At 42.1% G+C, this 20,953-nt stretch carries 15 protein-coding genes and 2 tRNA genes; 10 read left to right on the forward strand and 7 right to left on the reverse strand.

From position 1 onward, the window contains the following. The coding region (locus tag LX69_RS17995; protein ID WP_221621357.1) for a hypothetical protein at positions 1-285 on the forward strand (285 nt) is incomplete at its 5' end. Between the two features lie 540 nt (positions 286-825). After that, positions 826-2,862: a substrate-binding domain-containing protein gene (locus LX69_RS12665; protein WP_221621358.1), complete on the forward strand. Its 2,037-nt coding sequence runs from the start codon at positions 826-828 to the stop codon at positions 2,860-2,862. Positions 2,863-3,014: 152 nt separating this feature from the next. Here the strand turns inward: LX69_RS12665 and recA are convergent, their stop codons facing one another. After that, positions 3,015-4,034 carry a recombinase RecA gene (gene recA, locus LX69_RS12670; protein WP_111446426.1) on the reverse strand — a complete coding sequence of 340 codons (1,020 nt, stop codon included), beginning with the start codon at positions 4,032-4,034 and terminating at the stop codon, positions 3,015-3,017. Positions 4,035-4,042: 8 nt separating this feature from the next. After that, positions 4,043-4,507: a thioredoxin-dependent thiol peroxidase gene (bcp, locus tag LX69_RS12675; RefSeq protein ID WP_111446427.1), complete on the reverse strand. Its 465-nt coding sequence runs from the start codon at positions 4,505-4,507 to the stop codon at positions 4,043-4,045. Between the two features lie 454 nt (positions 4,508-4,961). On the opposite strand from bcp, the gene LX69_RS12680 reads away from it, so the two are divergent. The 6 genes from LX69_RS12680 to LX69_RS12705 all read left to right on the forward strand — a co-directional run bounded on the left by LX69_RS12680 (position 4,962) and on the right by LX69_RS12705 (position 9,583). Then, entirely contained in the window at positions 4,962-7,430 is a 2,469-nt protein-coding gene (locus LX69_RS12680) for a tetratricopeptide repeat protein (RefSeq protein ID WP_111446428.1), read from the forward strand. 48 nt (positions 7,431-7,478) lie between these two features. Then, complete coding sequence (locus LX69_RS12685; RefSeq protein ID WP_111446429.1) at positions 7,479-7,757, forward strand: ATP-dependent Clp protease adaptor ClpS; 279 nt, start codon at positions 7,479-7,481, stop codon at positions 7,755-7,757. Between the two features lie 4 nt (positions 7,758-7,761). Next, the gene (locus LX69_RS12690) at positions 7,762-8,229 is read left to right on the forward strand and encodes an NfeD family protein (protein ID WP_111446430.1); all 468 of its coding nucleotides are present in this window, start codon (positions 7,762-7,764) and stop codon (positions 8,227-8,229) included. Between the two features lie 6 nt (positions 8,230-8,235). After that, positions 8,236-9,228, forward strand: coding sequence for a flotillin-like protein FloA (gene floA, locus LX69_RS12695; protein WP_111446431.1), 993 nt, complete (start codon positions 8,236-8,238; stop codon positions 9,226-9,228). Positions 9,229-9,385: 157 nt separating this feature from the next. Beyond that, positions 9,386-9,476 (forward strand) — tRNA-Ser (locus LX69_RS12700). A gap of 33 nt (positions 9,477-9,509) precedes the next feature. Then, positions 9,510-9,583 (forward strand) — tRNA-Pro (locus tag LX69_RS12705). An 893-nt stretch (positions 9,584-10,476) separates the two neighbouring features. On the opposite strand, the gene LX69_RS12715 is transcribed toward LX69_RS12705, so the two are convergent. The 5 genes from LX69_RS12715 to LX69_RS12740 form a co-directional block, all read right to left on the reverse strand. Further along, positions 10,477-12,390 (reverse strand): methyl-accepting chemotaxis protein, encoded by a 1,914-nt coding sequence (locus LX69_RS12715; protein ID WP_111446433.1) that lies wholly within the window; start codon positions 12,388-12,390, stop codon positions 10,477-10,479. Positions 12,391-12,649: 259 nt separating this feature from the next. Further along, positions 12,650-13,465, reverse strand: a complete 816-nt coding sequence (locus LX69_RS12720; protein WP_111446434.1) for an ion transporter — start codon at positions 13,463-13,465, stop codon at positions 12,650-12,652. A 51-nt stretch (positions 13,466-13,516) separates the two neighbouring features. Beyond that, positions 13,517-14,128, reverse strand: a complete 612-nt coding sequence (locus LX69_RS12725; protein ID WP_111446435.1) for a YqaA family protein — start codon at positions 14,126-14,128, stop codon at positions 13,517-13,519. 261 nt (positions 14,129-14,389) lie between these two features. Beyond that, positions 14,390-15,586, reverse strand: a complete 1,197-nt coding sequence (gene fabV, locus LX69_RS12735; RefSeq protein WP_317046405.1) for an enoyl-ACP reductase FabV — start codon at positions 15,584-15,586, stop codon at positions 14,390-14,392. A 316-nt stretch (positions 15,587-15,902) separates the two neighbouring features. Next, positions 15,903-19,385 carry a hypothetical protein gene (locus LX69_RS12740; RefSeq protein ID WP_111446437.1) on the reverse strand — a complete coding sequence of 1,161 codons (3,483 nt, stop codon included), beginning with the start codon at positions 19,383-19,385 and terminating at the stop codon, positions 15,903-15,905. A gap of 590 nt (positions 19,386-19,975) precedes the next feature. On the opposite strand from LX69_RS12740, the gene LX69_RS12745 reads away from it, so the two are divergent. Beyond that, complete coding sequence (locus LX69_RS12745) at positions 19,976-20,566, forward strand: hypothetical protein (protein WP_111446438.1); 591 nt, start codon at positions 19,976-19,978, stop codon at positions 20,564-20,566. 29 nt (positions 20,567-20,595) lie between these two features. Further along, positions 20,596-20,952, forward strand: a complete 357-nt coding sequence (locus LX69_RS12750) for a hypothetical protein (RefSeq protein ID WP_111446439.1) — start codon at positions 20,596-20,598, stop codon at positions 20,950-20,952. Position 20,953 lies beyond the last annotated feature (1 nt).

A 20,953-nucleotide genomic window follows, 5' to 3' on the forward strand; every position in this document is an offset into this window, starting at 1 on the left:
TTTGCTTTTCCAAATCATTCGGGCTGTTTCTGGCTAAAGAAATGCTTAAATAGTGTTTCCAGGCTTAGCACGTGTGGGTTACGAGAGAGAGGGAAATGGAATAAAGTACAGGCAATGGGCGGAAACGACGGGAAACCGGCATCTGAGATGCGGTTTGAGCGAAGTAACATGCGTCATGATGAGGCTCTCTCGTGTGGCTTTTTTCTATCAAACGCCCCTTTTGTTTTATCAATCCAACCACAACACACCCTTTTTGACGGGAAAATCACCACATCTACTATATAACAATTTTGAGTTATCTGCTTTGTTATTTAAACGCATGGCGTAACAAAATAACTCAGCGCCTTCGCGCCTTCGCGCCTTTGCGTTTATTCTGACTCCGTGATAACAACACACAAAAAGTAGCATCGTCGAAAACATACCTGTGTCGTACCTAATTCGCACCTTATTCGGGGCTTCTTCGACTCAGAGTCGAAGCCGTATCGAAGCGGGGTCGAAGAACGGTCGAAGAAACCCCGAAGCGGTCCCGAAGATGGGACGAAGCGATGTCGAAGAAAAAAACGCCAACCCAAATGAAAAAATGATCACAAATTTAAAAAGACGAGAATAAATCATTCAAGTGAATCATCGACAGAGAAGTAATTTATTCCATTTATCAACTTTTTAAACGTGTGTATCAAAATGAAATTGGCAAACGCACACAAAATTGATATCATTACAAGATAAATAAAATGACTCTACTATGATTGACACTCCTGATAACACCAAACCCTATTCAATATGACGATGTATCATACCCTGAGTAAACCGACCAGTCGTTAAATGATGAAAAACATCCTCCTTATTTTTCTGGTAGCGCTAATCTTTTGCTTGTTTACAGCGTGCGAGAAAAAAAACAAACATCTCATAGGCATCTCCCATAGCGGATTAATTGGCGAATGGGGACAAAACCAATATGATGAAATCATTCGCGAAGCTTCATTTCACACGCATCTAATTGATTTGAAATTCATTGATGCCGGAAATAATTACATAAAACAACGGCAGGATATCCAACAACTTATAAAGGACAAAATTGATGTTTTAATCGTTTTCCCATCACATCCCGATTCAATATCTGACATTATTACCCAAACTCACGACATGGGTATTCCGGTCATTGTGGTAGATCGGCTTATTAATAACGCCAAATACAACACTTTCGTAGGTACAAATGACGTCCAAATTGGGAAACAAATCGCTCAATACATCGGAAAAAGGTCTCAGTTACCAAAGAGCGCAATAGAAATAAAAGGACCATCAACCTCATTTTCGGCTCTCGACCGCAACAAAGGATTTGCTGATGAAATAGTGAATTGGCCCAACATTAGTGTGACACATTCTTTATTTTGCAAATGGGATGAATCAGCGGCTTATCAACTCTGCGATTCTCTTTTTGCAAATAACATACGCCCTGATTATATTTTTGCGCACAACGATGTACAGGCCAAGGGCATTTCTCTGGCTTGCAAGAAACATCAAATATCACCCATCATCATAGGTATCGATGCCTTGGCCAGAAAAAACGGAGGTGTCGACTTAATAATCAATGGCGAAATTACAGCAACATGGTACAATCCTCCCGGAGGCAAGGAATCTATTGAATTGGCCATCAATCTCCTGGGTCACAAAAGCACTCCCAAACACATTGAACTTGAATCATTTGTGGTTGACAGCACCAATGCAATCGTTTTAAAACGTCAATATCAGTTATTGGTCGACCAACAGCAACGAATTGACCTTCAACAAATAAAAATTAATGATTTAACAACCACCATCACCAATCAGCGACTCATATTCTCATTAATGGGAATCGTTGTGGGATTACTTATATTGGTGATTATTCTCACGGTTTATTTCGTGCGCAAAAAACAAAAATTGCTGACCACCATCAAACACCAAAAGGAACAAATCACCCAACAATTTGAGGAACAAGTTCAACTAAGAGAACTGGTTGAAGAAAAAAACACGATCCTGGCAGAACAAAATGCAGAAATTGAAGCTCAACACGATGCCATTTATGCTCAGAACCAGGAATTGACAGCTTACAGCAACCAAATGGAGCTTTTGGTTGAAAAACGTACCGAAGAACTTAAGGCGGCACTGGATAAAGCCATGGAATCTGATCGCTTGAAGACTGCGTTCTTGTCTAATCTCTCGCACGAACTCCGCACTCCGCTCAATGCCATCATTGGATTCAGTGACCTTTTTGTCATTCCCGATTGTGAATACGAAGAACGACTCGGCCTTCAACGGGTAATGAAAAAAAACACGGAAGAATTACTGGTTTTAATTAACAACATCATTGAGCTGTCAGAATTAACCACTCACCAAATTCAATTACATAAGGAATCTACTGAGCTCACAAGCCTGTTTAATGACATTCGCCAACAAATCAACGATTATCTGCACGAAGGGCTATGGGAACTTCACGAAAGCGTTGAACTATCAACATCTTGCATCGCAATACCTCCCATTATGTGTGATGGGAACCGGATTAAGGAAGTGATGACACACTTGATTCATAATGCCATTAAATACACCCAACATGGACGTATTGAATTTGGATATAAGTACTTTCCAAATGAGAGAAAAGTCAGGTTATATGTAGTTGACACCGGAACTGGCATACAACCGGAGTACCAGCCCCTCATCTTTGAACGTTTCAGAAAAATTGAGAACGACAATCTCGTGTTGTACCGAGGAGCCGGAATGGGACTCACCATCGCCCGCGCTTTAGTGAACCTGATGGGCAGTGACATAGAACTTGCTTCAGTTTATGGTAAAGGCTCCACCTTTTGGTTCGACCTCCCAACAAACTAAACTGTTACATTAAATATCATCAGTTGGTTTTATGCGAAAACAAATGAACAAAAAAAGGAGCAAGACCCATTATTGGGTGGCATTGCCCCTTTACTTATTGTGATAATATGAGTAAATCGTCCGGTGCTTATCCGTTCGATTCTATCGAACCATTAAATCTTTCCTCCAGCCACTTCGGCTCGTACTTTCTGCTCCAGTTCGTCCATCAATTCCGGATTATCACGAATCAGATCCTTAACTGCATCTCGACCTTGACCTAGTTTGGTGTCTCCGTAACTAAACCACGACCCGCTTTTTTTAACGATGTTCATTTCAACTGCCAAATCGAGGATTTCGCCCACTTTTGAAATGCCTTCGCCGTAAAGAATCTCGAATTCAGCTTTTCTGAACGGTGGTGCGACTTTATTTTTAACCACCTTAACGCGGGTTTGACTACCGATGACATTTTCACCATCTTTAATCGCCGTTACTTTTCGAATATCGAGACGTACTGACGAATAAAATTTCAATGCATTCCCCCCTGTAGTTGTTTCAGGGTTTCCAAACATCACCCCGATTTTTTCACGCAACTGGTTAATAAAAACACAGGTGGTATTTGTTTTACTGATGTTTGAAGTTAATTTGCGCAACGCCTGCGACATCAAACGCGCCTGAAGTCCCACTTTGTTCTCCCCCATCTCTCCTTCAATTTCGGCCTTTGGTGTCAAGGCTGCCACTGAGTCAATAACAATGATATCGATGGCTGACGAACGAATCAACTGATCTGCAATCTCGAGAGCCTGTTCTCCGTTATCGGGCTGAGAGATCAGCAAGTTCTCAATATCAACACCAAGCTTTTCGGCATAAAAACGATCAAATGCGTGTTCTGCATCTATAAATGCTGCCACTCCCCCATTTTTTTGAGCTTGAGCAATGGCATGAATGGCCAATGTCGTTTTACCGGATGATTCAGGACCATAAATCTCGATAATACGCCCACGAGGATACCCACCTACCCCCAGTGCTAAATCAAGGGTGAGTGAACCGGATGGAATGACATCCATTTTCTCGACCGCATGATCCCCCATGCGCATAATGGTTCCCTTACCGTAAGTCTTATCAATTTTGTCCATGGTGAGCTGAAGTGCCTTCAGCTTCTCCTTTATGACACTAGAATCTTGTTGTTCTGCCATTGGTTATATTATAGTTTTAAGTTTTGATAAATTTGTTGGGTGTGTTCCTTGGTATCTACTTTTCGAATGATTTTTTCTATCTCTCCGGATTCGTTGATAATAAAAGTTGAACGCAACACTCCTTCGGATACTTTTCCGTACATTTTTTTCTCTCCCCAAGCTCCATAAAGCTTCAAGATATGCTTATCGGTATCGGCAATTAAACTGAATCGCAATCCATACTTGGCAATAAATTTTTGATGTGAAGTTTCACTATCGGGACTAACGCCGATCACATGAAAACCCTTTTGATTTAAATCGTCAAAATTATCATTTAAATTACATGCCTCTGCCGTACATCCGGGAGTATTGTCCTTGGGATAGAAATATAAGATAAGCTTTTTGCCCTTAAAATCGGACAATGTAATTATCTCCCCATGCTGGTTTTTGCCTGTAAATTGTGGTGCTTGATCACCTTCTTTTAACTCTGTCATTGTTCAAAGGTATTGGTTACAAATATATTTCACAATAACAGAGTTTTGAAGTGGGTTGTTTAAAAAGTTACAAATATCCCTGTAAAACACTGATTAACTAAGTATTCCACGGACATTAAGAGGACTTAAAAAAATTCACCCCCTTCCCTGCTTTCAATTCCGATACAACTCAAAAGATTAATATTAAAACCCTTACAAAAACAACAAAACCCAAAAGATGACTCATCCTAAACAAACAGTGACAGAATGCCATCTTAACTTGCTAATTATCTTCATTCAAATAAAAACACACGAATTGTGAACTGAAAAAAGTAACTCACCCATGATTGACATAAAACACAATGCTTTGGCATGAATTAAGGCTTTAATGGAATTATAAAGATCTTTTTAATCTTGTTTTGTTGACGATTGCTTATTTTTGAATGATTAAAACACAGACTAAAGCAACAAAAACATGCTGAAAGGGATTCGAATCATTTTCATTTTTCTGCTTATTGCCTCATCGCTTCAGGCACAAAACATCACACAGGAGCAAGCACACCTATATTTTAAAAACGGAAACTACAGCGAGGCTGCCAAAGCATACGAACAGCTGTTCCGTCTTCAATCGAGGGATGCACGCATCAACTTTTTTTATGGTGCCTCACTGGTTCATCTCAACTCGAATCTGTCTCAAGCGGCAAAATGCCTCCGTTATGCAGTCATGAGAAACGTCAACAAAGAATCTCTCTTCTATTTGGGACGTGCCTCTCAACTCAATTATGAATATGACGAGGCGCTGTTGCATTTTAATAAATTCATTACACAACAGGGCATTGATGCGGCAATGAAGAGCCAGACGCTACAGTACATTCAGGAATGCCAATTTGGCAAATCGATGATCACCAAAATATACCACCCTGAGGTTCTTTCTGCAGATACCATTGATCGTGGCAGTGAACTTGAAGCCTATCAACTGTCCCCTGATGCAGGGAAAATAATGAAAAACAGCGATTTCTTTGAATCGGGCATTGATCCCGACGGGATTGTTTTTGCCACCGAAAGGGGCGATGTGGTTTACTTTACCATGTCATCGGCCAATCAACACGATCTCTATAAAATGGAACGATTGATTGATGGCTGGAGTGAAGCAACCCGACTGTCGGGAGAAATCAATTCCGATTCTGAGGAACGATACCCTTTTCTTTGCTTAGATGGCATTACATTATACTTCAGCTCTAACCGGCCCGGTGGATTTGGCGGATACGACATTTACAAAGCGGTTTACGACACTCAAAAGAAACATTTTTCGGAAATCACCAACCTTGGCGTTCCGTTCAATTCTCCCATGGACGATTATTTTTTTGCCCCGGACGAATTTAACAAAACAGCAACATTTACCTCCAATCGTGCCACCGATCCCCATCAATGCGTGGTGCACACCATCGCATGGACCGACCAACTGATTCGCAGCAACATATCAGACATAAACGAGGTTAAAGTCGTCGCAGCCATGCCTTTGTCGGAAAAAGGAATGCAGATGAGCCAGGAAAACATAAAAAACAAAACCAACATTCCGGCCAAATATGCGAATGCATTGTTCCGTTTTCAAATAGCCGACACGCTTGAATACACCCAATACGAACAATTTCAATCTCTTTATGCCCTTGAGTCATTTAAAAAAGGCTTTAGCCAGGAACAAAAACGTGACTCATTAGCGCAACAAATGACGCAGATGCGCCAAAGATATGCCGCTTCGATCTCCGAAGAGGAACGTAACAAATATGTCAATGAAATATTACGTCTCGAGAGTCAAACGTACGGCATTGGGGATGGTATCGAACGCCTTTATTATGATGCCCGAAAATACGAACAAGATAAAATAAGGGAACTAATTCGACTGGGGAAATACCGTTCTGACGGAAGCACCCGTATTGAAGGTCCTACCTCAATGGAATTAAAACCATCAAACATCCCCCCCGATTTAACCATCTATTCGGATGATGACAGAGGACGCGAACTGGCTGCATTAAAAAGTGTCTACCTAAAGTTTTTTCATGCCGACGATGCTGCACGCTTATTACAGGCCGACTCGATGTATGTGTGGGGAAACATGCTAAATATTGAATCGTCGCGCATGCTCGAAAAAGCATACCAACCGGTAGAACAACCGGTTCAAATGCCACGCCCATTTCAAAACAAGGAAGATATTGCAACAGAAGAAACCCAGGGTCAGATACTTGTAAACGAAGCACGTCAACAGCGCGAAAACGCACTAAAATTATATCACCAGGCGTTTGATACTAAATATGCCATTTACGCAAAAAAATACAGCGAAATGAGCATTTTTTCACTCTCAAATCAGGAGCATGAAAAAATGATGTTGCACCACACCAACGCATCCAGCCAATTTAAAAAGGCGCAAGAACAAACCTCCCAAGCTTTACTCACCCTCGACATTAACAACTATGAAACGGCTGGAGCCATGAAACGTAAAGCTGTTGCAGAACAAGAGTCGGGATTATTTTACCTGAAACAGGTATTGGATGCTCGATCAACCCAAGAAGACTCCACCCCTACCCTGCAGACTGACACATCCAATGAAGTGGTTGATAATACGGTTGCTACCCCACAACAAATAATTACACAGGATACTCCTCTGCATGAAAACTTGGAACAACCCGAATTTCGCATTCAAATTGGCGCGTTTCGCAAACGTCCGGATGCCACCGCGCTTGCGCAATTGCCGGACATCACCACTGAAGTGATTGACGCAGGCAATGTGACCAAATATTTTACGGGACGATATAAAACATATCTTCAAGCATCCAATGCTTTGTCACAAGTTAAAGAAGCCGGTTTTCCGGGGGCATTTATCGTGTCATTTCTCAATCAAAAACAAATACCTGTGAGCAAAGCAAGAGAACTTGAACCTAAAAATTGACAATTCCATATTTAGTAATTATCTTCATTGACTTAAAAATCACGCCATATGGTTCCATCAGAAAAACAACAGCCGTTCAATGAACCTTACGAGAGTCATGAGCCACTGAGCTGGCTGATTCTTCACAATGATGACGTCAACACATTTGATCACGTTATTGAAAGCTTATGCGAAGTGGTGCGCCATGATGAAATTCAGGCCGAGCAATGCGCGATGATTACCCATTACAAGGGCAAATGCGACATTAAAAAAGGAACGCACGACGCACTGGCTCCGCTTCGCGACCAACTTCTGCAACGTTATCTATCCGTCACCATCGACACTTGACTTTATGACAACACTGGTCATCGTACTTCTTATTCTGACAGGATTAATCTTGTTATTGCTCGAATTTTTTGTCATCCCCGGGGTTACCGTCGTCGGTGTGGCAGGTGCGCTATTAATAGCAGCGGGTATTTTTTTCACCTACCGCAATTTTGGTCCGGGAGGTGGCCATATCGCACTCATCATTACGCTGCTCGCCGGCCTTGTGATGGTTTTGTTGGCTCTTAGATCCAAAACATGGGATCGACTGGCTCTAAAATCAGAAATTGATTCGAATATCACAACCGTCGACGAATCGTGCGTGAAAGAGGGAGACGACGGCATAACCATCTCACGACTCAACCCCATTGGTAAAGCGCAAATTGGCAACCAAATCATTGAGGCGCATTGCCCGGGGCATTTTATCGATGAAAAAACTCCCGTGCAGGTCGTCAAAGTTCACAAGACGTATATCATTGTAAAACCTCTAAATTAATCATCTATGGAAGAATTACAGTCCCTCGGACTCATTGTCGCAGGCATTGTCCTGTTTTTCATTATCATGTATTATGTACCCATTGTTCTATGGATATCGGCTCTGGTATCGGGCGTGCGTATCTCTCTCATCCAACTTGTGTTGATGCGCATCCGTAAAGTCCCACCCACAAACATCGTCCGTGCTATGATTGAAGCCCATAAAGCAGGACTTAAAGACGTGAAACGTGACGAACTGGAAGCACACTTCCTGGCCGGAGGTCATATCGAAAAAGTGGTACACGCACTCGTTTCGGCAGCAAAAGCCAACATCGACTTGTCATTTAAAATGGCCACAGCCATTGATCTTGCCGGGCGAGATGTTTTTCAGGCAGTTCAAATGTCGGTCAACCCCAAAGTGATTGACACCCCCCCCGTGGCTGCCGTCGCTAAAGATGGGATTCAATTAATCACAAAGGCAAGAGTCACTGTTCGAGCCAACATCAAACAATTAGTGGGAGGCGCTGGAGAAGAAACCATTCTGGCGCGTGTTGGTGAAGGCATCGTCTCGTCCATTGGTTCATCAACCTCTCACAAAGCCGTGCTCGAAAATCCTGATTCAATCTCAAAACTGGTTCTACAAAAAGGATTGGATGCCGGCACTGCATTTGAGATCCTCTCCATTGACATCGCAGACATTGATATCGGGAAAAACATTGGTGCCGTTTTACAAATGGATCAGGCCGAAGCTGACAAAAACATCGCTCAGGCTCGAGCTGAAGAGCGCCGTGCCATGGCCGTTGCCCTTGAACAAGAAATGAAAGCCAAAGCTCAGGAAGCACGTGCAAAAGTCATTGAAGCCGAAGCTGAAGTCCCCAAAGCCATGGCCGAAGCATTCCGAAACGGCAACTTGGGCATCATGGATTACGTCAAATATCGAAACATTGAAGCCGATACAGCCATGCGTGAATCCATTGCCAAGCCCCAAACACCGCCCTCTCCTAAGAGCGACAACAAATAAAATCAACAATACAAAAGGCTGTCACCCGACAGCCTTTTGCATTGTCCAATAAAGCATTACCCCAGACCAGGAGCATAAAAGCCCAATTGAGCAAATATTTTTCTTGCAAAACCCTTGCATTTATAAAATAAACGCTTACTTTTGCAATCACATTCACGGAGAGATGGGTGAGTGGCTGAAACCAACAGTTTGCTAAACTGTCGTACGGGATTACTGTACCGGGGGTTCGAATCCCCCTCTCTCCGCCACTTTTCTTAAAGTGGATTGCAACCGGAAAAGTTCGGGGTGTAGCGCAGTCCGGTAGCGCACCTGGTTTGGGACCAGGGGGTCCCAGGTTCGAATCCTGGTACCCCGACAAAAAAAGGCCTAACTACATAGTAGTTAGGCCTTTTTTGTCTCATCAAGTATTCCCGTCATATCCCAAAAACAGCCATAAGACGGGGTAATCGCCCTCTTAGGCGATTACCCCGTACAGACGCGAATTATCGCATCTCATGCTTCCAATCTTATTACACTCCCCGCACAGACGCACGACTAGTGCGTCTCTTTCTCTCTCTAATTCATCACAACTTGCAAGACCATCCCTACTGCACCCCCACACCCCTAAAATTAGTATCATTTTCTCTAACCCATTTTCTCCACTTTCCCCAAAATCACCCCGCACACCCATTTCCTCATTTTCTACACCCCGCACCACCAAAGGGATTCATACATTTTACCCATGGCTAATGTATAGATAGTGCCTTGATACTCCCTAGATACTCCCTAGATAGTGTATGAAGAGTGCCTGAAATGCTTAGTTAAGTAGGGCCATTTACCGCAGGGTGCCCGACTATCAAAAAGTGCAAATCAAGTCCTCGAATAATAGCACCATCAAATCCCATTCCCATCACCTCACGAAAAAAGCCCGATTCCTTACAGAATCGGGCTTCCACTATCGTATCGTACAGACGTGTTTCATCACGTCTTTCCATCACTCGCTCTCGGCGCTCCTCATCATACCGACACTCCCTAAAAACATTTCTTTTTAACAATCAGATAATCCCCCCCCATCACAGGAAGGACTGGGAAGTGGCTCCTTTTCCTACCTCCCACACTCGTTGTAACTATTTCAGATCAATCCAAATATCAATAGAACGACAATAAGAGTCACTAAAAAGAAAGAAAGACTTTGGCTCTACTATTTTCATGGACATATTGATGGTGTGAATTGAGAACAATTCTCCACTAAAAACTCGACTTTAAAGCTTAAATCTTAAAGAAATGCATGAGATTCGTCAACTCATCCGAATTTTCCGACAATTGATCAATACTAGAAGCAATGTGATGAGCATCGCGAGCATTTTGTTGAGTTATTTGATTCAATCCTTGTATGGCCGCATTTATTTGCTCAATACCAGAGCTCTGCTCAATACTTGCAGCAGTGATTTCACGAACCAGCTCGGCAGTTTGATGAACCATCGGGACATGATCAGAAAGTTTTACGCCGGCCTCTCGGGCAATTTCCATCCCGGCTTTTGAAACTTTACCAATTTCAACAGCTGCCACACGGCTTCGCTCTGCCAAATTCCGAACCTCACCGGCCACAACCGAAAATCCTCGTCCATGCTCTCCGGCACGAGCTGCTTCAACTGCTGCATTCAATGCCAATAAATTGGTCTGAAAAGAAATATCATTAATAACGGTGATTTTCTGCGCGATTTCATTCAAATACCCTACACTTTCTTGCAACACATCACTACTACTTTGAATATTCACCGCCGATTCCTCTGAAATGGCAGATGTCTTTTTCGCATTAAACGTATTTTGCTCAACAGTGCCGGTAATCTCCTCCATCGATGATGATATCTCTTCTAATGAAGATGCCTGAACATTCGCACCATCAGCAATATTTCGTGATATTTTTGTCAATTCGTCCGTCGTTCCATTAACGGTTTCAACAGTCGATACAATCTTGGAAACAGTCTCTTTGAGCACATCATTCATCCGATTAAGAGACATTCCTAACTCCGCCAACTCATCTGATGAATCAATAGGTATCGTAGCCGTTAAATCACCATCAGAAATACTTTTAGCCTGATTCACAGCCCTATCTAAACGAACAGTAATGGTTTTTGCGATGTAAGTAAGAATCAAATACAAAAACAATACAATCACCACAATGGCAATCACAATGCCGGTACGAAGAGCATATAACGACTTAAAAACCTCACGTTCGGGGATTTCAATCAACATATTATTATAACTCGCCGGAAAATACTTATAGAAAATATACTTAATATCTCCCACACTATCTTTCAATGTCACATAATTGGCAGAATCAATCATTTCCTTAGCAATAATCTGCTTATACGCCGGATTATCGATTATCGTAAAATTAGGAATAGACGGATGGAATGTAATTTCACCACGGACAGAAACCTGGTAACAAAATCCGGTTTCGTGAAACTTTTTGGCATGAAAGGTACGCCCCAACTTCATCTCATCACGCTCTTTAATGCCCACCACAATAGCTCCATTTATTTCGCCATTGTTATTCTTGGTAAACAGGCGTATGGCCTGCACCCATTGATTTCCATCCCAATGACTTACTGTATGTATCGAATCCGACACACCACTCAAATTCCAACGTCCGGTATAATCGTCAGGGAATATGAGTGTTTCATGTTGATCTAATGAAGATTGATTATGACTATTTAAGATCTCAACAAAGTGATCATCAACTCTTTGATAATAAATAAATAATGGAATGCCCATCGCACTTAAATCTTCGTAAATGCGGGAATTGCCATTCAACAACTCCTTACCCATATATACAGCTGGAATATATAGAGTTGTATCCTGATCAGTATCGGACACTTTGGCGTGATATTGAATCCGTTCACTTCCACTTTGGCGGTAATCGCCCATTGAACTAAGATAATGAAATGCTACCTGTCCAAAATATCCAATTTTATCGCGACTGGCATCAATCTCGTTTTGGGTAAATCGAATCAGGTCATCAAGAGTGGCATAACTGTTTTGTTTTGCCTGATCAAAAATAATCCTCTTCTGATAGCGATACAAAAACAGTCCTAAAACAATAATTACCACACTAACCAGAATCGAAACAATCAACTTCAGTCGCTTGCCGATGGGCAAGCTTAATAAATACTTTTTCATCAGCTCCTTACTTCTACACACAATTATTTTATGGCCTAAAACTCGAGATTACAAAACGAATTTGTACACACACAGTCAATCACTTTACTCAAACACGCAACAGAACAGATTCATAATACATTCGATCAATGAATGGGTTACAAAAAGACGTTACACACAAAATTATTTTAAAAAAAAGAAAATACACGACCTTCAAACTTCAGCACTTCTATATATTAAGAAACAAAACCGCTGAAATTTCCCTCAACAAATAAAAAAATCACTCAAATTCATTCAACAACCCGCCACATCTTTTACAATACAGAGCATCATCATCATGCCGATCAAACAAACAATGAGGACACACTTGTGTGTTTCTTGTGTTTCGTTCCGTAATAATTGCAGAAGTTACAATACCGGTGGGAACTGCTATGATGGCATATCCCATGATCATCACCACACTCGAAAGAAACTGCCCCATCGCGGTTTGAGGCGATAAATCGCCATAACCAACCGTGGTGAGGGTAACAATGGCCCAATAAATACTCTTTGGAATGCTTGTAAAGCCGTTAACCTCGCCCTCAATAAGATACATCGCGGTACCTATGATAATGGCTAACGTCACCACAAATATCAAAAACACGCTAATCTTTTCTCGGCTCTGCCACATAGCGTGGGTCAACATTTGTCCGGCTTTTGTATAACGATTTAACTTCAAGATACGAAAGACTCGCAGGAGACGCAATGCACGTATTACCAATAAACTATGACTTCCAATCCAAAAAAGCCCTAAAAAAGAGGGTAAGAGAGAGAACAAATCAATTAACCCATAAAAACTCATCAAATACCTCGCTGGCCGATTCACCACCCATATACGAACCAAATACTCAAAGGAAAAAACACAAGTAATCAACCATTCCAGCACATTAAACAAACCGGTATACCCCTGCTTATATTCCACCACACTCTCAAGCATCACCAAAATAACACTCAAAAGAATAACGCACAACAAAACCACATCGAATATCTTACCAGCTCGCGTATCCGACTCAAAAATTATTTCATACAATCGCTTTCTGATAAATTCCCTTTTCATTCTCAATCACCCATCAAACCGACGATAAAACAGCGCTAAACTGCGAAAATACTATATCACACTAAATATCACCAAGGCATAAATATAAAATCGCAAAAATCGAAAGAGTGCCCATAGGAGATAATACTTTAAATCGTATTTAATAAGCCCACAAGCCATACTCACCAACGAGTGGGGTAACGGCAACATAGCTCCTACAAATACAAACAAACCACCCCACTTCCTAAGATTTTTAATATGGCCTGCTAATTTTATCTCAAGGGAATCACGAACGGGAGGAATTTGATAAACTAAACGCCCCAACATAAATGCGAAAAACCCGCCAATATACGAAGCACTGGACAACAGGAACAAATAAAACCATGGACTGCTCATCTTTGAACTCCATGCAATAAAAATCTCAGGAGGAAGCAATCCCATCAATGTCTCGGACAACAAGAAAGTGGATAAAATCACTTTTTCGGAATAATTTTCCACCAATGAATCCAATAATGCACGCGTATCAATCACAAACAATTCGAGCAAAACAAATAGAGAAACAACCACCGCAATGGTAATCCCTCCTTTGATGGACAGATTTGTTAAGAACTCATAAAAGCGAGTGATGCGATAGTAACGGTTTAGAGCAATGGCTCTGGTTTTTGTACGTTGATTTGGCAGCATTGACCGAAAATTCGTTTGGTTTTCTTCGCTTCAAAGGTACCACTCCATTCAACGCCGTGGTGTTAACAAACATCAAATATGCAACTCAAACCTATTATTTAACACATCAACAAGCACCATCGAAAAAAAACAAAAATCCCGGCATCACAAAACAATGTAATGCCGGGATTTACAATTAATATGAACAGCTAAAAAATTAAGAAAGAGATGAATGCGAATCGAAAATCAGCATGCACCTTCCCCAATAAGATCTGCATAATTTTATTCCACTAAATTATCAATGGCTACCATTTCATTCACCTCATCAGCATAGTTGACATTTTCAAAACCAAATCCAAAGAGGTTGAAGAAATCAGACTTGTATCCTTCCAGATCACCAATTTCGGACAGATTTTCAGTTTCAGCTTGTTTCCAAAGCTCAACAATACGAGCCTGAATGTCTTCTCGCATTTCCCAATCGTCAATGCGGATACGCCCTTTGTCGTCGGTCGGAACGGATTCATTGGTGTAAAGACGCTCACGGTACAAACGGTCGATTTGCTCGATACATCCTTCGTGAATTCCTTCGGCCTTCATGATTTTATACAACAAAGAAATATAAAGTGGAATCACGGGGATGGCAGAGCTGGCTTGCGTCACCAATGCCTTATTTACCGAAACATAAGCCTTCCCACTCACACCCTTCAGCAAATCACTTATTTTAAATGCCGTTGCTTCCAAATGGTCTTTGGCTTTACCAATAGTTCCACGACGATACACAGCCTCAGTCAATTGGGGGCCAATGTACGAATAAGCCACTGTCATGGCGTTGTCCGACAATGCATCAGCTTCCAGAAGCGCTTCCATCCACATTTGCCAATCTTCGCCCCCCATCACAGCAACGGTATTCTCAATGTCATCGCCAACACAAGGCTCAATAGATACTGTGGTCACCTTACCTGTGTGAAAATCAACCGTTTTATCAGTAAAGACCTGACCAATCGGTTTCAGAACCGAACGATGGGTCACGCCTGTCTTGGGATGAGTGCGCACAGGAGAAGCCAAACTGTAAACAACCAGATCGACCTTACCCAAATCACTCTTAATTAAATCAATGGTTTTCTTTTTAATTTCGTCCGAAAAGGCATCGCCATTGATGCTTTTAGCATAAAGACCAGCTTTAGCAGCTTCTTTTTGAAATGCAGCACTATTATACCAACCGGGCGAGGCCGTTTTTCCTTCAGCAGGTGCTTTTTCGAAAAAAACTCCAATGGTAGACGCATTGGAACCAAAAGCACTGACAATGCGTGAGGCCAAACCGAATCCGGTAGATGCGCCAATGACCAACACTTTTTTAGGTCCGGAGACTAAGCCCTTTTTCTTGGTGTATTCAATTTGATTGACCACATTTTTTTCACATCCTACCGGATGTGAGGTCAAACTGATAAATCCTCGCATTAATGGTTTTACAATCATCATCGCATTAATTTTAAACTCTGTGATTAATTCATTCAACCCACAATAGCCTATAGAATGCAAGAATCGCACTCCTTCATCTTTATAATATCCATTGTGACAGGCGCCAAAAATAACAATTATTTGAAGCTAATTAAAATCCATTCGTCAGGGAAAAAAACAAACATGACTTTTCATCGAATAAAGAACGAACAAACAACCTCTAAACTAACATGAAACAACGACTCAACCATCTACAAATAATTACCACACAAGATGACAAAAGCCCCCTGCTCAAAACGAACAGGGGGCTCTATACTTAGAAAAGCGTTGAGTCTGATTATCCTCGATACAATGGATCCACGCCAATGGTGCCTTCCAAATCCTTCAGATATGCATCTGTCTTCACATGCTTTTGTATTTCACGTGCTTTTTCAAGTCTCTTGGCAATTTGCATCTCTTCTACTAAAGAACAATTGGCCGGATTAGACATAAAATTCTCTAAATAAGCCACCTGACGGGTCAGGAAAGCATCGTCTTGTGCCTGCTTACACTTGAGACGTTCCTTATACCAACTGCTATTAATCACCATATCACGATCAAACATGGCACGCAGCGATGGATCGCTTATCTCCTTGCCCTCGTAATGACCATAAGCCATGATGTGCAACAACACTTTCAACGGAGGAATGGCCGCCTCGATACTACCGTCGGCAAAATAATTGAGTGCTACCTTTTGCTGAGCTTCGGTAATATTATTGATCCCGTCAACAAAATCCTCCATGCTTTGGAGTTCAGGCTTAAGCATCTTCTCGTTGAATACAGCCAAAGGCTCATCAAACAGTCGGTTCATGCAACGGAAGGCAAAATTTCCGGTGATACGATACCCTAAACGACTGGCCAATACTTTTTTACCATTGAATTCAAAATCCTCAAGCTTTTCGAGACAATTGGTCTCAATCAACAACTTAGGATTTCGGTCGGCAGGCTCCAAACGAGCCCAAATTTCGGGAATCAGAATACTGATATCGTGATCGAAACGATATTCATGACCAATGTACCCGGCAGCCGAACTAAAGCCCTGATAACCGGTAAGGATATACGACAACAATGCGTTATTCAAGTCGGATGTGGGAGCCAACATGTTAAATGGCCCTTTAGTCAACGCACCTTCCGAGCCGGCTCCGGTTGTCGAAGGCGACTTTCCTGTGAGGCTGCAAATAAAGTCCATGAACAACTCAGGCAACTCCTGATAGTGAATAGGGTTGTAAACGCTCAATGGACGAATACCTGACTTTTTATCGACCGGGTTGTTGCGACGACCGGGCAATACCGCATTAACAGGCGTATAAACGGGTAATCCGGATTCTACCTTGCGGTGCAAACGAGCTCCAACTTCGGCCAAATAGGTATCGATAGATTCTTCCTTAAAACGATTACGCTCAAGATAACGTGGATTTGCAGTGGGTTTACCATTAACAATACGTGTGTGCGATGGCACCACAAAGGTGAAGTCCTCGTCTTCGCTCTCAATAATTCGGGCAATGAAATCCTTAACCGGCTGCGTGTACTGCTCATAATTCATGGCATCTTCCATAATGGCGATGGCATCCTTCTTCGTGAGCGGTTCATAATTGGTCAGGAATGTATTATCTTGAACAATATCAAATTCGGCCTCCTTATCGTATCCACGAATAACGGCATCATCAGGGCGTTGGAACAAATAGCTTTCGCAATTGGCAGTAAACTTAACGCTCTGATTAGTGTACTCGGGATTCAGTTTGCTCAGTTTGCTTGCAGGAACAGTAATGGAAGCGGTGATATCGTCCTCCATCTGAATTTTTTGGCTGGGAACAAAGTCACTTCGCAACTTGTGCAACAACCAGTTACCTTCCTGATTGAACCCAACACGGGCAAAGCTGGCCATAATGGGTTGGTTCTTATATCGCAATGCATTCCCCTGACGACCATTGATAATTTCAACACTAAATTCTTTCTTCCAGTCGATATTTTCATCGGTGCCGCGGTGCAAACGCTTAATATACAACACAAATGTGAGAATATAATCAGGAATACTGCGCAGGAAGGCATTGTACTCATCATTATACTGATCAGATGGTGTGAGCAACTTCACAGCCGACCCCAGCGAACGCTTTGGACTCAGGAATGAACGCGAAGGCTCAGAATCGGGCTTGGCCACTTTCCACCGCTTCGAGTAATCATAATTAATGAGTTTATCGGCCATCTTGGAATCCTCTTCCAGGTTCTTAATATAGAAGAAGCCATATTTAATGGCGTTTTGCATCGATTTGGAAATCTCCGACTTACCACCACCCGACACGGTGCTTGGCTTGTGACAAAACACACCTTCGGGCGCAGTATCAATAATACGCCACATATTTTGTGTTTGGTGCTTGGTAAGTTGAAACTTGTGCCCCGATGGATGCACATAAATCTTCTTGGGCGACATGGTTAACTGAAACTCCTTGCCATTATCGTAGGTCCAGGCAATACTGCTCTTGTACATATCCAAATCGGCATTCTCGGGGATATAGACAATTTCCGGATATTTTTTATCCACAGCATAATTCTCGGCCATCACCTCAATGCGATCCCCCAACAGGCGTGTCACATCACTAAACGTGTACTTTTGGGCAAATTTAGAATTAAAAATATTGCCATACACATGATCACTCATGTTCCCACGAGGGAAAGCAATGGCACCACCGGCATGCTCCTCTTCAACCAATCCAAACAAGTTTGCGGAATAACCGATTTGGGTTTTAATTTCTTTTTTAGAATAACCAAAATAGTTATCAGCCACAATGGTCACCACAACGCCTCGTTCATCCCGACAAGTCAGTTTAAAAGGCACACCATTATTATAAATTTCACTCTCTTCTTTCCAGCACATCCCTTCACGGCGCTGACGCTCGGTCGCTTGATCATAATGAGGCAACCCCACTTCTTTTTTGGTTAATTTCACCAAGTGGGGAGCCAGTATGATACAGCCGGTATGACCGGTCCAATGAGCAATATCAAGCGCAGCATCGTTTTTTGCCAAGTTCGGGTCGCCGGCATTGCCAAATACCGACTCCACAAAATCGAGGTTACTTACAAAACTCCCGGGAGCAAAGAACCGAATCTCCATACTCTTTTCACTGATGACCCCTTTAACTTCAGGCACCACAATGGGACGCATCAATAAAGAAGCCATCACTTTAGCCTGATGATCCTGATTGGCCGTGAAAGGCAACAATTTCAAATCATCGGGAGGCGTAAGGGCCGCACACAACAAATGAGCAAATGTCAAACGAGGAACTTCTTTCTTGTCAAGAGGCACAGGCAATCCGCCGTCCACAATATGAAAAGTACCTTCGGTGGTCCGTTTGTCCTTAGCCGGGTTGTTTAAAACCCCCTGCTTGACACGATATGATGTCACAAATTCATTATGAAACATCTCACCATTGGGGGGTAAACACACTTCGCGTGCCATCCCCGGCTGATTGAGTACAAACGTATTATTAGGCAATCGCCAGCTTTTATCTAATTTGATGTCTTTCAAATAATCATCCAAAAAATTCTGGATGCGGGTATCAACCGGCGAGAGTCGTTCACCCAGTAAACGAGAGTTTTCACGAAAACTGCTAATCAAACCTTCAGTCAGGGAAATAAACTTGGCATTCGACAATTTGTTTTTGGCGTCATTGTCGTCGTAATACAACGGTTGTCCCAAGGCTGCCAACTGAAGGTTGATGTACTGAATCATGTCCTTCCTGTCCTTCTTGGTCAACTTTTCTTTGTTTATCATTTCGTTTTTCATGTGTTTATATTTTTTTCAGTTGCCACATGTAACTCGCCAATCACGATCCTTCTGTGAATGAATTGATTCATGGCTCGTTTCATTTGAAAAGATTTTCTCGAAAGTCGGTTCTCCATGCTTGCATGAAAGAATCTAAATTGAGATAAAAAGAGCCACATCCGCTGTTAAACTTTTCAGAGCGGCGTTAAACTTTTTTATCGCCTGTAAAAATAATAAGTACATGGGATTTGCGGGCACAAAAAGACTTAAAAAAACCAATAATTTACTGCCACCCCCCTTTTACATTCCACTTCATTAGAAATTTAAACAGTTTTATATCAGACACGCAACTTTCTTAACACCTTCATATCAAATCAACTTTAACTTTCAAAATAAAAGAGATGAGCAAACAAGATAGAAACAACATCATTGGATCGCAAGAAGAAAATTGTGGGAGCAAAAAAGATTCGCATTCCGTAATAATTGAATGTCCCCGCCTTCTGTTTTCAAAATTATATTTAATATTGCCATACCGACAAAGACATTTATCACTCATCTGCTTAGGATGCAGAAAGCACAAAATCAACAACTAATTCTAACACATCCTGACCATGAACAAACACTGGCACATCTGCGCCATCCTTTTATTAATGGCACTATACACCTCGTGCACCAAAGAAGATCTCGACAACGACTCCCCCTACGTCTATAATACACAGTCGAGCATCATGTATGGCAACCAATCGGCAACATTTAAGGAAATACTCTTCTACATTCAACCTTACTTGATGATCGATGGCGTAAAAAAATACCCGGCCACCGACTCGCTGCTCAACATCACCATGAAAGTCAACAGACTCACTTGGGGATCAGTTTCATCCTTGCCCATCGACACAACAATATTTGACTTGGAAACAGTGAAAAACTTCCGCGTCACAAACGTCCCAATCAAATATCCGGTAGTGGCTTCATATCAAATCAGCAATACCACAACCACCAATGCCGGTCACTTTGCCGATTTACTACTCAACTATCAATCGCTGTTGGCCGGCGATTACCTTTTCCGCATCGAATCGTTTGACATACGCAGAGCGGATGGCACTATCAAAAAATGCCCCACAGCCGCATCGGTACCTCTGACAGTTAAGCCCGACCAAAGAGGTTCATACATCGGGGAATTCGAAATCGAAATTAAACCTTAATTACTAACAATCATCACGTAACCTCTACCATGAAACATACCATCATTACCACTCTCCTCATTATCATCACACTCACCGGATGCATCGACTACGAAGAAGGCACCATTCGCGTGCAAAACAAAGTGCACAACGTCGCTTTACAAAGTATCAACTGGGGCGAATATGGCATTTACGATTATGTGATGACCGGCGAAACTTCGGCCAAACGAACCATCAGTGACGAAAAGGAAAACTGGCCAAAAACCTTTCAACTCGAATTTTACATGACGGCCAACGGCAACCTGGTGTATCTCAAAACCCGGAACAAATACACACTCAATTACAATGAGGATTTAATAATCACCATCTCCGATACCACTGATGTGTACAACCCGGCATTGGAATAAC

It is taken from the genome of Breznakibacter xylanolyticus (genome assembly GCF_003254275.1).
GTDB lineage: Bacteria > Bacteroidota > Bacteroidia > Bacteroidales > Marinilabiliaceae > Breznakibacter > Breznakibacter xylanolyticus.

Bases quoted from the DNA above. Each gene is read 5' to 3' on its own strand.
- LX69_RS12665 (WP_221621358.1), top strand. From the start codon at position 826: ATGAAAAACATCCTCCTTATTTTTCTGGTAGCGCTAATCTTTTGCTTG.
- recA (WP_111446426.1), bottom strand. From the start codon at position 4,034: ATGGCAGAACAACAAGATTCTAGTGTCATAAAGGAGAAGCTGAAGGCA.
- bcp (WP_111446427.1), bottom strand. From the start codon at position 4,507: ATGACAGAGTTAAAAGAAGGTGATCAAGCACCACAATTTACAGGCAAA.
- LX69_RS12680 (WP_111446428.1), top strand. From the start codon at position 4,962: ATGCTGAAAGGGATTCGAATCATTTTCATTTTTCTGCTTATTGCCTCA.
- LX69_RS12685 (WP_111446429.1), top strand. From the start codon at position 7,479: ATGGTTCCATCAGAAAAACAACAGCCGTTCAATGAACCTTACGAGAGT.
- LX69_RS12690 (WP_111446430.1), top strand. From the start codon at position 7,762: ATGACAACACTGGTCATCGTACTTCTTATTCTGACAGGATTAATCTTG.
- floA (WP_111446431.1), top strand. From the start codon at position 8,236: ATGGAAGAATTACAGTCCCTCGGACTCATTGTCGCAGGCATTGTCCTG.
- LX69_RS12715 (WP_111446433.1), bottom strand. From the start codon at position 12,390: ATGAAAAAGTATTTATTAAGCTTGCCCATCGGCAAGCGACTGAAGTTG.
- LX69_RS12720 (WP_111446434.1), bottom strand. From the start codon at position 13,465: ATGAAAAGGGAATTTATCAGAAAGCGATTGTATGAAATAATTTTTGAG.
- LX69_RS12725 (WP_111446435.1), bottom strand. From the start codon at position 14,128: ATGCTGCCAAATCAACGTACAAAAACCAGAGCCATTGCTCTAAACCGT.
- fabV (WP_317046405.1), bottom strand. From the start codon at position 15,586: ATGATGATTGTAAAACCATTAATGCGAGGATTTATCAGTTTGACCTCA.
- LX69_RS12740 (WP_111446437.1), bottom strand. From the start codon at position 19,385: ATGAAAAACGAAATGATAAACAAAGAAAAGTTGACCAAGAAGGACAGG.
- LX69_RS12745 (WP_111446438.1), top strand. From the start codon at position 19,976: ATGAACAAACACTGGCACATCTGCGCCATCCTTTTATTAATGGCACTA.
- LX69_RS12750 (WP_111446439.1), top strand. From the start codon at position 20,596: ATGAAACATACCATCATTACCACTCTCCTCATTATCATCACACTCACC.